Annotated in this window: 13 protein-coding genes; 6 read left to right on the forward strand and 7 right to left on the reverse strand. The window is 65.6% G+C overall.

Features of this window, described 5'->3' with window-relative positions:
- Positions 1-35: 35 nt before the first annotated feature.
- The 5 genes from NUV99_03950 to NUV99_03970 form a co-directional block, all read right to left on the reverse strand.
- Positions 36-605 (reverse strand): HDIG domain-containing protein, encoded by a 570-nt coding sequence (locus NUV99_03950; protein ID MCR4419279.1) that lies wholly within the window; start codon positions 603-605, stop codon positions 36-38.
- A 142-nt stretch (positions 606-747) separates the two neighbouring features.
- Positions 748-1,095 carry a thioredoxin gene (gene trxA / locus NUV99_03955; protein ID MCR4419280.1) on the reverse strand — a complete coding sequence of 116 codons (348 nt, stop codon included), beginning with the start codon at positions 1,093-1,095 and terminating at the stop codon, positions 748-750.
- Between the two features lie 107 nt (positions 1,096-1,202).
- A complete protein-coding gene (gene selD / locus NUV99_03960; GenBank protein MCR4419281.1) occupies positions 1,203-2,246 on the reverse strand; it encodes a selenide, water dikinase SelD in 1,044 nt (347 codons plus the stop codon).
- Positions 2,247-2,365: 119 nt separating this feature from the next.
- Positions 2,366-3,127: a slipin family protein gene (locus tag NUV99_03965; protein ID MCR4419282.1), complete on the reverse strand. Its 762-nt coding sequence runs from the start codon at positions 3,125-3,127 to the stop codon at positions 2,366-2,368.
- 41 nt (positions 3,128-3,168) lie between these two features.
- On the reverse strand, positions 3,169-4,473 hold the full coding sequence (locus NUV99_03970) for a nodulation protein NfeD (protein MCR4419283.1): 1,305 nt from the start codon (positions 4,471-4,473) through the stop codon (positions 3,169-3,171).
- A gap of 220 nt (positions 4,474-4,693) precedes the next feature.
- On the opposite strand from NUV99_03970, the gene NUV99_03975 reads away from it, so the two are divergent.
- The 5 genes from NUV99_03975 (at position 4,694) to hydE (ending at position 11,930) form a co-directional block, all read left to right on the forward strand.
- On the forward strand, positions 4,694-5,821 hold the full coding sequence (locus NUV99_03975; protein MCR4419284.1) for a hypothetical protein: 1,128 nt from the start codon (positions 4,694-4,696) through the stop codon (positions 5,819-5,821).
- 235 nt (positions 5,822-6,056) lie between these two features.
- Entirely contained in the window at positions 6,057-7,421 is a 1,365-nt protein-coding gene (locus NUV99_03980; protein MCR4419285.1) for an SLC13 family permease, read from the forward strand.
- Positions 7,422-7,927: 506 nt separating this feature from the next.
- Positions 7,928-9,331 carry a [FeFe] hydrogenase H-cluster radical SAM maturase HydG gene (gene hydG / locus NUV99_03985; protein ID MCR4419286.1) on the forward strand — a complete coding sequence of 468 codons (1,404 nt, stop codon included), beginning with the start codon at positions 7,928-7,930 and terminating at the stop codon, positions 9,329-9,331.
- A gap of 222 nt (positions 9,332-9,553) precedes the next feature.
- Positions 9,554-10,864, forward strand: coding sequence for a [FeFe] hydrogenase H-cluster maturation GTPase HydF (gene hydF / locus NUV99_03990; GenBank protein ID MCR4419287.1), 1,311 nt, complete (start codon positions 9,554-9,556; stop codon positions 10,862-10,864).
- Positions 10,845-11,930 (forward strand): [FeFe] hydrogenase H-cluster radical SAM maturase HydE, encoded by a 1,086-nt coding sequence (gene hydE, locus NUV99_03995; GenBank protein ID MCR4419288.1) that lies wholly within the window; start codon positions 10,845-10,847, stop codon positions 11,928-11,930. Before hydF ends, hydE begins: the two co-directional genes overlap by 20 nt.
- Before the next feature lie 147 nt (positions 11,931-12,077).
- Here hydE and NUV99_04000 read toward each other — a convergent pair whose 3' ends face one another.
- A complete protein-coding gene (locus NUV99_04000; protein ID MCR4419289.1) occupies positions 12,078-12,464 on the reverse strand; it encodes a hypothetical protein in 387 nt (128 codons plus the stop codon).
- Between the two features lie 260 nt (positions 12,465-12,724).
- Here NUV99_04000 and NUV99_04005 point away from each other — a divergent pair, with 260 nt between their 5' ends.
- Positions 12,725-12,979: an iron-only hydrogenase system regulator gene (locus NUV99_04005; protein MCR4419290.1), complete on the forward strand. Its 255-nt coding sequence runs from the start codon at positions 12,725-12,727 to the stop codon at positions 12,977-12,979.
- Positions 12,980-13,422: 443 nt separating this feature from the next.
- Here NUV99_04005 and NUV99_04010 read toward each other — a convergent pair whose 3' ends face one another.
- Positions 13,423-15,147: an NADH-dependent [FeFe] hydrogenase, group A6 gene (locus tag NUV99_04010; GenBank protein MCR4419291.1), complete on the reverse strand. Its 1,725-nt coding sequence runs from the start codon at positions 15,145-15,147 to the stop codon at positions 13,423-13,425.
- Between the last annotated feature and the right edge of the window lie 11 nt (positions 15,148-15,158).

A 15,158-nucleotide genomic window follows, 5' to 3' on the forward strand; every position in this document is an offset into this window, starting at 1 on the left:
GTTTGCCGGGCCCGCCGCCCTCTTTCCGGTAAGGCTCACAGCCCCAGCCGGCCGGCAATTCCCTGCATGGCTTCCAGGCTCAGGGCGATGAACTCTTCCAGATCCAAGCCCAGTTCCCGGCAGAGCAGTATGTGCTCGCGGTTCACGTTGCGGGCGAAGGCGGTTTCCTTCATCCGCTTGCGCACCGACGAGGCCTTCACGCCGGCCAGCTTTTTATCCGGCTGTACCAGGGCGGTGGCGACGATCAGCCCGGTAATGGTTTCCGCGCAGGTGAGGGCGTAATCGAGGAGGGTCCGGCGCGTAAGGCCCAGAGCCTCCGCATTGTGCGCCTTAACCGCCTGGATCAGCTCCGGAGGCGCGCCGCAGGCCTCCAGCCAGGCCGCGCTCTCCAGGCCGTGCCGGGAGGGGTTGTCTTTGGTCTGCTCGAAATCCAGATCGTGCAAGAGCCCGGCCCAGCCCCAGAGCTCCGCGTCCTGGCCCAGCCGCTCCGCCAGGCGGCGCATTACCGCCTCGGTGGCGTAGCAGTGCTTGCGCAGGTTTTCCTGGGTTACCTTCTCCTCAAAAAGCCGCCGCAGTTCTTCCTCTCTTCCCGCGTCCCAGGCCACGCCCACTTGCCTCCCCTCGAACCGAATTACGGGGCCGCCTTGCCCGCAGGCCAAGCCGGCACGGCCAGAGCGAACCTGCCGGCCCGCAGTCGCACCCGCATCGCGGGACGAGAACCACCCGGCAGGTTTCGGGTCGGTCCGCTTAACCGTTCGTCAGGGCCCGGCGAATGTTGGTCAACAGCTGCGCCTTGGGCTGGTAGCCGACCAGCCGGCCTATTTCCTGACCGCCCTTGAAGATGACCAGGGTGGGGATGCTCATGACTCCGTAGGAGGCGGCGGTTTCCTGGTTGGCATCCACGTTGAGCTTGGCCACCTTTGCCTCGCCCGCCAACTCCTCCGCCACTTCTTCCAGCACCGGAGCCAGCATCCGGCAGGGGCCGCACCACTCGGCCCAGAAATCCACTACCACCGGAACCGGCGAAGCCAAGACCTCGCTGATGAAATTGTCGTCGTTGACGTGAAGGATTTCCGCCAAGGCGATCCCCTCCATCATGATCGGGTTGTTCTGGTAAGAAACGTCGCCAGACGGCCGATTCCGAGGGTGCAGACCGCCGGCCGCACCCTCCAACGCCTGGGTGTTGCCCGCGCATCGCCGCCCTATTCCCGGCGGCGCACCACCGCGATCTCCCGTGCCGCCACCACCTCACCCACGGCTGCGGCCGCCACTCCCCGTTCCGCCAGCCGCGCCAGGCACTGCTCTTGCTTGTCGGGGGGAACCGCCAGAAGCAGGCCGCCCGAGGTCTGGGGATCGAAGAGCAGGTCCTGCTCTACCTCCGCCACGCCCGGGTCAAACCTGACCAGCCGCCCGAAGTGCTGCCGGTTGGCGTGGGCCCCGCCCGGCAAAAGCCCCATTGCCGCCAGCTCCCGGGCGTGGGGGTAAAGGGGAACGGCCTCCACCCAGAAGCGCATACCCACCCCGCTGGCCAGGGCCATTTCCGCCGCGTGTCCCAGAAGGCCGAAGCCGGTGACGTCGGTGCAGGCGACGAGCTCTAGCTCTGCCGCCACCTCAGCGGCCTCGCGGTTGAGGCGGGCCATGCCGGCAGCCGCCTCGGCCACGGCCTCCGGCGGCGCCATTTCCCCCTTGAGCGCGGTGGCGATCACCCCGGTGCCCAGCGGTTTGGTCAGCACCAGGACGTCCCCCGGCCGCGCCCCGGCATTGGTCATCACCCGCCGTGGATGCACCAGCCCGGTCACCGCCAGACCGAACTTGGGCTCCTCGTCCTCCACCGTGTGCCCGCCCACCGTTACCGCCCCGGCCTCCAGCACCTTTTCCGCTCCGCCGCGCAGGATCTCCCGCAGGACCGCCGGGTCCAGCTTGCGGGAAGGGAAGCAGACGATGTTCAGGGCGGTCAGGGGCGTGCCGCCCATGGCATAGACGTCGCTCAGGGCGTTGGCGGCGGCGATCTGGCCGAAGAGGTAGGGGTCGTCCACTATCGGGGTAAAGAAGTCCACCGTCTGGACCAGCGCCCGCTCCTCGTCCAGCAGGTAAACCCCGGCGTCGTCGTAGGTGCCGTGCCCCACCAGGAGCCGGTCTGAAGGCATGGCCGGCAGGTCGGCCAGGATCTTGCTGAGGGTCCCCGGACCCACCTTGGCCGCTCAACCCGCGCTGCAGGTAAGCTGCGTCAACCGTACCCGCTCCATCCCGTTCACCTCCCCGGCGCCGCCCTAAATGATCTGCTTCGACAAGACCCCTATCGCATCCTTCCGGGTGCTACCGACGAATGGCAGGCTCCGGCCCCGGTACGAGGATCGGCCGCGCCTCAGGAGCCCTCCTTGCGCCCCAGGGCCAGCCACTGCTGCACCAGCTCCAGGGGGAAGGGGAAGACCACCACCGTGGCCTTGTCACTGGCAATTTCAGTAAGGGTCTGCAGGTAGCGGAGCTGCAGCGAGGCCGGCTGGGAGGAGATTATGCGGGCCGCCTCGGTCAGCTTCTCCGCCGCCTGGTATTCGCCCTCGGCGTGGATGACCTTGGCCCGCCGTTCCCGCTCCGCCTCCGCCTGGGCGGCCATGGCCCGCTGCATGGCCTGCGGCAGCTCTACATCCCGAATCTCCACCAGGCTCACCTTTACCCCCCACGGCTCGGTGCCCTCGTCGATGATCTGCTGCAGGCGCTGGTTGATCTGCTCGCGCCGGGCCAGCAGTTCATCCAGGTCCGACTGCCCCAGCACGCTGCGCAGGGTGGTCTGCGCCAGCTGGGAGGTGGCGTAAATGTGGTCCATTACTTTAAGCACCGCGTTGGCCGGGTCCATTACCCGGAAGTACACCACGGCGTTGACCTTGACGGTGACGTTGTCGCGGGTGATGGCCTCCTGAGTGGGCACGTCCATGGTAATGGTGCGCAGGTCCACCTTCTGCATGCGCTCGATGATCGGGATCAGGATGAAAAGACCCGGCCCGCGCACGCCCACAAAGCGGCCCAGGCGAAATATTACTCCTCTTTCGTACTCTTGCACCACCTTGATACTGGTGGAAAGCAGGATCACCACGATGATTACTATACCGGTAATGACGGGCAGACTCATTTTCGTCCCTCCTAACCGTACCCGGCGCCGAACAGGCCGGTCTATCCAGTATTCTTTCTCCGCACCCGCAGTTTTAAGCCTTCTACCGCGGTAATCACCACCTCCGCCCCGGCTTCTATCCATCCCCCCTCGGCCGCGGAATGCCAGCGTTCCCCCTCCACCAATACCGTACCTTCCGGAGCCAGGTCGGTCAAGGCTCGGCCCACGGCTCCCACCATGGCCTCCCTGCCGGTAACCACCTCACGCCGCTGGCCCCGCACCACCGCACCCACCAGCAAAACGAAAAAGGCGGTCACCGTAACGGCCATGCCCACGATCAGGCCTATGCTGATCTCCGGAAACGGCGAACCCCGGCTGAAGAGCATCAGCGAGCCCAGCACCAGAGAGGCGATGCCTCCGGCGGTGAGCAGGCCGAAACTGGGAGTGAAGGCCTCGGCGGCGAAGAGGACAAAGGCCAGGATGATCAGCAGCACTCCGCCCCAGTAGGCGTTGAGGGTGCCCAGCCCGTAGAGGGCCAGCAGCAGGCTGATCCCTCCGATCACTCCCGGGAAGATCGCCCCCGGATGGTAAAGCTCCATTACTATGCCCAGGAGGCCCACGGTCATGAGCACGTAGGCTATGGAGGGATTGGTAACGGTCAGCAGGAACTGCTCCACCCAGGTCATGGGAGTCCGCCGGGGCACGGCGGGGACCGTCTCCAGCACAACCTCCCGGCCGTCGGCCAGGGTAACCCGCCGGCCGTCGAGTTGGGTCAGGAGATCGGAGAGATCCTTGGCGCGCAGGTCGATCAGTTTGCCCTCCAGGGCCTCCCCGTCGGTGAAGGAGCGGCTCTCCCGCACGGCCGCCTCGGCTTTGGCCGGATCACGCCCCCGGGCCTGGGCAATGCTCCGCACCCAGGCGGCGGCGTCTTCAGTGATCTTTTCCACCTCGGTAGAAGAGGGCTGGGATTGGGAGCCGCCCATGGCCACCGGGTGGGCGGCGCCGATCCGGCTGCCGGGAGCCATGGCCGCCACGTGGGCCGCCAGGGTAATGAAGGTGCCGGCCGAAGCCGCCCATCCGCCGGCAGGAGAAACGTAAACCACTACCGGCACCCGGGCGTTGAGAATGCGGGCGACGATCTTCTGCGTGGTCTCGTACAGACCCCCGGGAGTATTGAGCTCGATGACGCACACCGCCCCCGCAGCCTCGGCCTTGGTCAGGCCCCGGTCCAGGTACTCGGCCACCACGGGCACGATGGGGCCGTCTACCTCCAGCACGTGCACCTCCGCCGCCAGGGCGGGACCGGGAGCGGCAAGAACCAACCCCAACAGCAGGATAAAGAATAACGCCGTCACCCGCCTCGGCATATACCTGCCCCCTCTAGCGAACTTTAAGCCCATTATACCATACGCCGGCCACCCGGCCCCTTACGCTCTTCGCCTGCCCCGCTGCCCCAAGGACACCCCTCTTTCATCCTCTGCGGGTTCCGAAGTTACCAATACCCTGCTCCTCCGGCGGGGGAAACCGGCCGGAGGCGGGCGACATATGCTAAGGAGAAGAAAGCCCACGAGCAAGGAGGGGAAAGCCGTGACTGCAGGAAAGCCGAGGAGGCTTTTTCCGGGAAGCAACACCGCGCGCGGGTTTCATTCTTTCTTCGACTACCTGGCCGGGCCCGGGGTGGACTGGCGGTTCATACTCAAGGGCGGCCCCGGGGTGGGCAAGTCCACCTTCATGGGCCGCATAGCCGAAACCCTACTGGAGAAAGGGTACGGGGTAGAGTTCTTCCACTGCTCCTCAGACCCCGACTCCCTCGATGGGGTGAGCATACCCGCGCTGGGTGTGGCCTTTCTGGACGGCACCGCCCCGCACGTGGTGGACCCTACGGCGCCGGGCGCGGCGGGGGAAATAATCAACCTGGGCGCGTACTGGGACGGGGCGCGGCTCCGGGAGAAAAGGCAGGAGATCCGAGAACTGAACGGCGAAATAGCGCGCCTGTTCCGCCTGGCCTACCGTTGTCTTGCCCACGCCCAACTTTACGTGCAGGAAATCGAAACCTACTATACCGACGCCGTCAAACCCGCCGCGCTCAGGCGGCTTCGGCAAGAGATGGGCAGTTTTCTGCTCGGCCAGGATCACGGTCAGGGTGAGGGAGCCGCCCGCCACCTCTTCGCCTCGGCCGTTACTCCCCGGGGCGTGGTAAACCGGCTGTCCGACGCCCTTGGAGAAGCAAGGCGGGTGGTGGTGATCAGGGGGTGCGGCAAGCACCTCGGGGCCTCCTTGATAGAAGGCATCTACCGGGAGGCGCTGGACCGCGGCTGCTACGTGGAAGCCTTCCACTGCGGCCTATTGCCGGAATATCTGGAGCACCTTTTCCTCCCGGAACTCGGAGCGGCGGTAGTGACCTCCAACCCCTACCATCCCTTCCCGGTCTCTGCCGGCTGCCGGGTGATTGACCTGGACCAAGAGCTGGAAGCTAGAATTCCGGCCGCCTACCAGAAGGATCTGGAAGCGGCCGCAGAAGGGCTGGAAGCGGCCATCCGCCGCGGCGTGGGCTTTATCGCCCGCACCAAAGAGATCCACGACGCCCTCGAGCAACTCTACGTTCCCGGCATGGACTTCGCCTCCATAGACGCCCTGCGGCAAGAGGTCACGGAGCGAATCCTCCGGACGGAAGCTTCGCGCTGCCGCAAAGAGCCGGCGAGGTCGGGTATCTGATCACCCGGCCTCGCCGTCACCGTAAAGTACCGCTAGGGTCAGTCGCCCGGCTGCAGGTCTACGGCCATATCAGGGCGACAATCCACGAAGGAGGCGGTGATCGATCGGATCGGCCTAGCTTTCAGCATCACCGCGCCATCCGGCGCGGCCCCGGACAACTGCAGAGCGAGGAGGTCTGGATGCCGAGTTTGTCAGCGCGGAAGCGACACCACATTTCAGGAGAGAGGCGAGATTTATGGCGTCTGTCCAGGTAGCGGCGGTGGCAACCTTCCTGGTAGCTATCGCCCTGGTGGTGACCCGGGTTATCAACAGCGTGGTGGCCGCCCTCTTGGGTGTAGTAGCTATGGTACTCGCCGGTGTGATGAGCGATCTCCAGGCGTTCGGTTTCATAGACTGGAACGTTATCGCCATCCTGGTGAGCGTATGGATCATCGCTACTTATTTCGGCAAAACGGGCATCCCTGAGTTTCTTGCGGCAAAGGTTCTGGCCTTTTCCCGGGGTAACGTGGCCGTGTTCGTCACCCTGCTGGGCACGCTCTCCGGTTTCATTTCCATGTTCGTCGATAACGTCGTAGTCGTGCTGATGATGGCCCCTGTGCTCTTCCACATCGCCCGGCAGTTCAAATTCAAGACCTTCGGTCCCCTGCTGTTCGTCGGCCTTTGCGCGAACTTCATGGGCACGGCCCTGCTCCTGGGCGACCTGCCGCCGCAGATGCTGCACAGCGTGAGCGGCATTGAGTTCGGCGGGTTCGTGTGGCACTCCGGCCGGCCTTCTTCGTTCATAATCCTCACCATTACCTATCTGATAGTCGTGGCGATCTTCTACCGCCGTTTCCGGCGTCAGTATGCCGGGCGGGCGGAAGCTGCCGCCACCGCGGACGTGGGAGCCCTGCCCGTATCGGAAAGCACGTCGGAGGAAACTGAATCCCAGCCCATGGACAAGCGGTTCGGCCTTCTGGTTTGCGGTGCCTTTGCCGGCACCATCGTGCTCATGAGCCTGCGCCATTTGACCGGGTATCGGCTCGGGTTCCTGGCCCTGGTGGGGGCGGTGGCCTTAATGCTGATGCTGGAAGTGTTGCGAAAGCTCTGGCATCTTAATGTTCCCAGCCTGGAGGAACTCCTGGCCGAGCTGCAGTGGGACGCCATCTTCTTTTACGCCGCCCTGTTTGCCCTGGTGGGCGGGCTGGAGCACGCGGGCATTATCAAAGCTATTGCCGACGCCCTCGTTCCCTACCTGCACCAGAGCCTCTTGCTGGGGACAACCCTGCTCTACTGGGTCACGGCCCCTATCGTGGGCATCGTCGAACACGATGCCTACATCCTTACCATGCTCTACGTGATTCGCGATCTGGCCGCCACCACCCAGCTAAACCCCTGGCCCCTTTACTGGGCCCTGCTGTGGGCGGGAACCCTGGGCAGCAACCTCACCGTGGCCGGAGCCCCGGCGCTCTTCGTGGCCGTGAACATGGCCGAAAAGGAAGACGGGCGCAAGGTGGACTTTAAGGAGTTCCTCGGATGGAGCGGGCCCTTTGTGCTTTCATCCCTGGCCATTTGCTTTGTCCTGGCGGTGGTTGTCTGGGTTCTACCTTTCGCCAAGTAGCCGTCCCGGTGCCGGGCCGGGGCAGTGCAGCGCGTAACCGGCAACCCCGGTTTCATCGAGTGCGTCAAGCCTTGCCGGGTACCGAACCGGGCGGGGCCGCAGCAATGAGGGGCGGCGGCCGGCGGGACGGGCGGAACCGCGCCGGCATCACATCACGGGCGGGTTCCCGGGCCGGCGGTGCCGGCGGCCTTAGCAAGGCCGTCTCGACCGGCAAGGCGATCGGTACCAGGTGGGACCGGGGCTGCCGGTAAGGATTAAGGTGGAAGAACACCGGCTCCAGAGGCTTGACAGAAAGCAAGCTCTGGAGGATGATATATACGGAACAAAAGAATACGTTCCTGGCCCGACCGGGGAGGTAAGGCCTGTCCGGCCGGGGGCGAAAAGAGACTGCGGCTGGGGGTTCAAGCCCGCAGCCGGGGGAGGTAATCAGGCGGGCATGCCAAGGCCGTTCGTCGAAAGTAGTGCCATCCCGACGGGCGGCCGCTTTGTTTTCGGGGGGTGAGAACGTGAGTACTTACCGGGCCGACTTTATCCACGAGGCGAAAATCGAGGGGTTGCTGGCCGAGGCCGCGCAAGCCGGGCCGGAGCAGGCAGAGCGAATAGTGGAGAAAGCCCGCCGGGCCCGGGGCCTGGAGCCCTACGAGGCGGCGGTGCTGCTGCAGACCGAGGACCCGGGAGTTTGGCAGCAGGCCTTTGCCGCGGCCCGGGAGGTGAAGGAGAAGATCTACGGCCGCCGCATGGTGCTTTTCGCGCCCTTATACATCAGCGACTACTGCGTCAACGACTGCCGCTACTGCGGCTACCGCCGCTCCAATCGGTTTCCCCGCCGCCGGCTGGGCTGGGAGGAACTGGAGCAAGAGGTAAGGATACTGGAATCCCTGGGTCACAAGCGGCTGGCCGTGGAGGCCGGTGAGGACCCGGTGCACTGCCCCCTGGACTACGTGGTGGAAACCATCCGCCGCATCTACCGCATCACCCAGGACCAGGGCAGCATCCGCCGGGTGAACGTGAACATTGCCGCCACCACCGTGGACGCCTACCGAGAACTGAAGAAGGCGGGGATCGGAACCTACATCCTTTTCCAGGAGACCTACCACCGGGCCACCTACGCCTACATGCACCCTTCCGGGCCCAAGTCCGATTACGAGTGGCACACCACCGCCATGCACCGCGCCCAGGAGGCGGGCCTGGACGACGTGGGTCTGGGGGTGCTGTTCGGCCTTTACGATTACAAGTTCGAAGTGCTGGCTTTGCTCTTCCACGCCCGCAGCCTGGAGGAAACCTTCGGCGTGGGACCGCACACCATCTCCGTGCCCCGGCTGCGGCCCGCCCTGGGAGTCTCGCTGGAGGACTTCCCCCACCTGGTGCCGGACGAGGACTTCCTCAAGATAGTGGCCGTAATACGCCTTGCCGTGCCCTACACCGGCATGATCATCTCCACCCGGGAGTCCCCGGAGCTGAGGTCCGTACTCTTCGGTCTGGGCATCTCGCAGCTCAGCGCCGGCTCCTCCACCGGCGTGGGCGGCTACTCTCGGCGCCGGGCCCAGGCGGCCGAAGAGCGGGCGCCGCAGTTCGAGCTGGAGGACACCCGTTCGCCGGACGAGGTGATCCTGGACCTCTGCCGCCGGGGATTCCTGCCCAGCTACTGCACCGCCTGCTACCGCCGCGGGCGCACCGGCGAGCGCTTCATGGCTCTGGCCAAGACCGGCCAGATCCAGAACGTGTGCCAGCCCAACGCCATCCTCACCTTCGAAGAATACCTCCTGGATTACGCTTCTCCGGCCACCCGGGAGGCGGGGGAGAGAATGCTGGCGGAGCAACTGGAGAGCATCCCCAGCCCCACGGTGCGGCGGCAGACCGAGGAACGCCTGGAGCGCATCCGACAGGGTGAACGCGACCTGTACTTCTGAGTCTCAGTCGGCGATCGGGCTTGTCGGCCAACGCGGCCCAGTACTGACTTATCCCCTATTAGCCCCGGGGCAGTCCTGGTTCATCCTCGTACCGGTCGCTTAGCGACCGGCACGCTTTAGGTACTCGGGGAAACCGGGACTGCCCTCCGAAAGGTGGGGATGAGTCAGGGCCCGGCGCCGATCATAATCCGCAGGGTCTTCTAAAGCGAGAAGGTGATTCGGTTGAGCCTCAACGCTACACCACGGGGAGAAAGGTTCCATATTGCCCTCTTCGGCCGGCGCAACGCGGGCAAGTCCAGCCTTATCAACGCCCTGACCGGCCAGGAGGTGGCCATCGTCTCCGAGGTGCCCGGCACCACCACCGACCCGGTGGGCAAGGCCATGGAGCTGCATCCCCTTGGCCCGGTGATGATCATCGACACCGCCGGCCTAGATGATACCGGCCCGCTGGGCGAGCTGCGAATCAAGGCTACCCTAAGGGTGCTCACCCGCACCGACCTGGCGGTCCTGGTGGTAGACCCGGGCCAGGGCCTGGGAGAGTACGAGCGCGAGGTGGTGCGGCGGGCGGGACAGACCGGGGTGCCGGTAGTAGGGGTGATCAACAAGACCGACCTCTTTCCCGAGGCCGCCGAGCGGCCCTGGCGCCGGGAACTCGATGTCCCGTGGGTGGCGGTCAGCGCCCGGCTGGGCCGGGGTATAGATGAGCTGAAGATGACCCTGGTGCAGCACGCGCCCAGGGACTGGGCCCTGCCTACCATCGTGGGCGACCTCATACGGCCGGGGGAGGCAGTGGTGCTGGTCATACCCATCGACAAGGCCGCGCCCAAGGGCCGCCTCATTCTGCCCCAGCAGCAGGTGATCCGGGACGTGCTGGATCACGACGCCGTGGCCGTCATGGCCAAGGAGCGGGAACTGCCGCGGGTTCTGGCCGGCCTCACCACCCGGCCGGCGCTGGTGGTAACCGACTCCTCGGTGTTCCGCAAGGCGGCCGAGGATACCCCGGCGGATATCCCCTTCACCTCCTTCTCCATCCTGTTCGCGCGCTACAAGGGCGACCTGCTCACCCTGGTAGAGGGGGCCATGGCGGTAGAGCGCCTGAAACCGGGCGACCGCGTACTCGTCGCCGAGGCCTGCACCCATCACCCGCTGGAGGACGACATCGGCCGGGTAAAGATCCCCCGGTGGCTGCAGCAGAGGGTAGGCGGCGATCTGGTCATAGACACGGTGGCCGGCGGCGGACCCCTGCCTGAGAACCTGACCAACTACCGGCTGGTGGTGCATTGCGGGGCCTGCATGCTCAACCGCCGGGAAATGCTCTACCGGCTGCTCCAGGCCCGCCAGGCCGGGGTGCCGGTGGTGAACTACGGGGTGATCATAGCCTACCTGCAGGGCATACTGAAGCGGGCGCTCTCCCCCTTTCCGGCGGTACAGGCCCTGCTGGAAGAGGGCACCCAAACCGAAGACGGGCCGCCGGCGGAGCAGGGGCTGCCGGAACGGGAAGCGGGAGGCCGGCATGCGCCGCGAGTTTCTTGACGCCCTGGCCAAAGCCCGGGAAACCCACGACCTCACCCGGGAGGAGATAGTTGCTCTGCTGTCCGCCGAGGGCGAGGAAATGAGGGCCCTGGGCCGCGCCGCAGACGAGGTGCGCGAGCAATACCTGGGTCCGGAGGTGCACCTGCGCGGCATTATCGAGTTCTCCAACTACTGCCGCCGCAACTGTCTCTACTGCGGCCTGCGGCGGGACAACCGCGACCTGCCGCGCTACCGTATGGAGCCGGAGGAAATCCTGGCGGTGGCCAAAAAGGCGGTGGAGCTGGGGCTGCCCACGGTGGTGCTGCAATCCGGAGAGGACCTTCATTACGGCGGGCCGGTCATAGGCGAGATCGTGGCCGGTCTGAAAAGGGAGATAGGGGTACAGGCGGTCACCCTTTCCCTGGGCGAGCGGTCCCGGGAGGACTATGCCCTGTGGCGGCAGGCCGGGGCGGACCGCTACCTTCTGAAGCACGAGACCGCCGACCAGGAGCTCTTCGCCCGCCTGCGGCCGGGCACCGGCTACCGCCGCCGCCTGCAGTGCCTGGCGTGGCTAAGGGAGCTGGGCTACCAGGTGGGCTCGGGCAACATGGTGGGCCTCCCGGGACAGAGCTTGGTGAGCCTGGCCGAGGACCTTCTGCTGTTGAAGGAACTAGAGGTGGAGATGGCGGGCATCGGCCCCTTCATCCCCCATCCCCAAACCCCCCTGGCGGGTGAAGCCGGCGGCACGCCGGAGCTCACCCTGAAAGTCCTGGCCGTGGCCAGGCTCCTGCTTCCCACCGCGCACCTGCCGGCCACCACCGCCCTAGGCACCGTTCACCCCCAGGGCCGCAGCTTAGGCCTGCGCTTCGGCGCCAACGTGATCATGCCGGACATTACTCCGGCTCCCTATCGCTACTATTACCAGATCTACCCCGGCAAGGCCGGCGGCTACCGGGAGGTGGAGGAGGCGGTCCTGGCGGTAAAGGAAATGATACTGTCCTTGGGCCGCCGGATCGCCAGCGGCCCGGGCCACGCCCCCGGCCGGGGAAGGACGAGTACAGCCCTTTGGGAGTTCGCCAGGAACTGAGCTCGGCCACGGCGAGGGAAGAACGGGCGCCAGGTCTCAGGCTGCCGAGAACGGCCGGCGCTGGTCAGGTGCGGCGTCACGTCCGTCTGCGTGGCCGGCTACGAGAGGTGGTTGAGTCGGCCGTCTAAAGAGGAAAGGCCACCAAGTTCACCGGACCAGCCAGGAGGCCAGGCCTACGGCCACCCCGGCCACGGCCACGATAGTACCGATTATCCAGCGGGTGGTGTTGTGCAGCTCCTGGTGCAGGGCCTCGGTCTTAACGTCTAGTCGGTCGATCCGAGCCTCCAGTCTCTGTATCTTGGCGTCGGTTTCTTTGCGCAGGTCTTCGATCTTCGCGTCCAGCTTATCAATCCTGGCGTCCAGCTTATCAATCCTGGCGTCCAGCTTTTCGTCCAACCGTCCCAGCTTATCATCTAACCGGGCCAGCTGTTGCATGATGAGATTAAACGGGTCAAAAGAGGTGCGGAAGGTGAACCCTTGCTCCTCACTGCCGGCAGCCACTTGCTTCTTGGTTTCGTCTTCAACCATAACCACTCTACCTCCCCTCCCCGGCCCTATTGTACTACTTTCACAGCAATGCAGGCAATGCTTACCTGCCCGCCGGCCCGCCCACACTGGTTTGGCCCGAACTCAGCGGTCCGCGCACCCGGCTCGGGCGGGCGCTCCCACCTGTTAAGCTCGGGCAGGAAGTTTCCCCTCTGGTGGAGAACATCGCGCCCTGGCGGGTATACCCGCGGACAGAACCCGCAAGAGTACAATCTACCCCCGGCAAGGGGAAAGGGGGTGAAGGAAGAGTGGAGAAACGCATAGGGGTGGTGGCCATAATCATCACCGACCGAGAAAGAGTGGCGCCTCAGGTTAATTCCATTCTCAGCAGCTACGCCGACGTCATCGTGGGCCGGCTGGGCGTGCCCTACCGGGAAAGAGGGGTGGCGGTGATCGCCCTGATCGTGGACGGGGACAGCGACACCATCGGCGCCATGACCGGCAAGCTGGGCAGCCTGCCCGGGGTGAAGGTGCGGGCGGCCCTGGCCGGAGAACTAGACTAGCTCGCTGGCGGACACACCTTAGGGACCGAGAACACCGAACCTAGGCGAGTTCGCCGCGGGCCCCGGAACTCAGGAGGGCCGCCGACCTCATGGCGCCACGGGCCGCACCGAAAGCCCGCCGTAAGACCCAGCACCGCTCCGACTCTTGCCCGCAGGGTGACGAAAGCGGAAACCCGGCCCGCCCGAACCAACCGGTGATAACCCCAAGCCCTGAAATGATGGCCGGACAAGTGCCTGACGACCGGACAAGCGAAGGCGGGCGCCGGCCCGGGGCAGATCCCGACCGGCGCCCGTTCCTTTCGTTTGCCGCCTCTTCCTGCGTCAAGTCCTGTCCGATCTGGCGGATCCCAGTTTGCCCTGCCGACAGAAACTGGGGACGGCAACGCCTAATCTTCTAACCTGGCCTCCCCGGCCGGCCGGGGCAACCGGGATTCCCGGCTCCTCTAGTACCTGCTCCGGGCCGTGTAGTGGGTGTGTAGCAGGTGGTGCGACTTCTCGCCCAGGGGCCGGCCCAGGAACTCCCGGTACAGGGCCTGGACGGACGGGTTCTCGTGCGACTTGCGGATCACCATGCGCTCGTCGGCGGTGTAGATGCCGGCCATGCGCCGGGCCCGGATCTCGGTATTGGTGGGGATGGGCTGGCCGCCGCCGCCCAGGCAGCCGCCGGGGCAGGCCATTATCTCGATGAAGTGGAATTGCTCGCCCGCCTTTACCCGCTCTAGCAACTGCCGGGCGTAACCCAGGCTGTGGGCCACCGCCACCCGCACCGGGGTGCCGTTTATCTCCACCGTCGCCTCCTTGATGCCCTCCAGCCCGCGCACGGGTTCGAACCTCAGGGTGGGCAGTTCCTTGCCGGTGAGCAGTTCGTAGGCCGTGCGCAGCGCCGCTTCCATGACGCCGCCGGTAGCGCCGAAGAGCACCGCCGCGCCGGTGGATTCGCCCAGGGGGTCGTCGTATTGCTCCTCAGGCAGGCGGGCGAAGTCGATTCCCGCCTGCCGGATCATGCGCGCCAGCTCGCGGACGGTGAGAACGTAGTCCACGTCTTGGTAGCCGCTGGAGCGCATCTCCGGACGCTGGGCCTCGAACTTCTTGGCCGTGCAGGGCATGATGGAGACTACTACCATCCGGGAAGGATCTATTCCCACCTTAGAGGCGTAGTAGGTCTTGGCTATAGCCCCGAACATCTGCTGCGGCGACTTGCAGGTGGAGAGATTGGGCAAAAGCTCGGGGTAGAAGTGCTCGATGAATTTGATCCAGCCCGGGCTGCAGGAGGTCAGAAGCGGCAGCCTTTCTCCTTTCTTGAAGCGCTCGATGAACTCGCTTCCTTCCTCCATGATGGTGAGGTCGGCGGCAAAGTCGGTATCGAAAACCCGGTCGAAGCCCAGGCGCCGCAGCGCGGCCACCATCTTGCCGGTGCTGATGGCGCCCGGAGAAAGGCCGAACTCCTCCCCAATGGAGACCCGGGTGGCGGGCGCGGTCTGCACCACCACGAACTTGTCCGGGTCGGCCAGCGCCGCCCAGACCTCCTCGGTATAGTCCTTCTCGTAGAGGGCGCCCACCGGGCACACCAGGATGCACTGCCCGCACTGCACGCAGGCCACGTCCATCAGCGGGGCCTGGAAGGCAGGCCCGATGACGGCTTCAAAGCCGCGCTCCAGGGGAGCGATGGCCCGCACGCCCTGGACCTTCTCGCATACCGCCACGCACCGGCGGCACAGGATGCACTTCTCCGGGTCCCGCACCAGGGCCGGAGTAGAGGTGTCGGGCGGGTAGCTTACCCGCGCGCCCTCGAAGCGCACCTCCCGCACTCCCAGCGCGCGGGCCAGGTCCTGCAGCTCGCAGTTGAGGTTGCGCACGCAGGTGGGGCACTCCATCTTGTGGTTAGAAAGCAACAGTTCCAGGTTGAACCTCCGCGCCGCCCTCACCCGCGGGGTGTTGGTGCGCACCACCATTCCCTCGCTCACCGGGGTGACGCAGGAGGCGGAAAGATTGCGCGCTCCCTCTATCTCCACCAGGCATATGCGGCAGGCGCCGATCTCGTTAATCCCTTCCAGATAGCACAAGGTGGGGATGTGGATGCCCGCCAGCTGCGCCGCCTTGAGCACGGTAGTGCCCGGTTCCACTTCCACCCTCAGGCCGTCAATGGTCAAGGCTACCTTGTCGCCCATGTGTCTGCCCC

It is taken from the genome of Clostridia bacterium (genome assembly GCA_024653205.1).
Lineage (GTDB): Bacteria > Bacillota > DSM-521 > Neomoorellales > SLTJ01 > JANLFO01.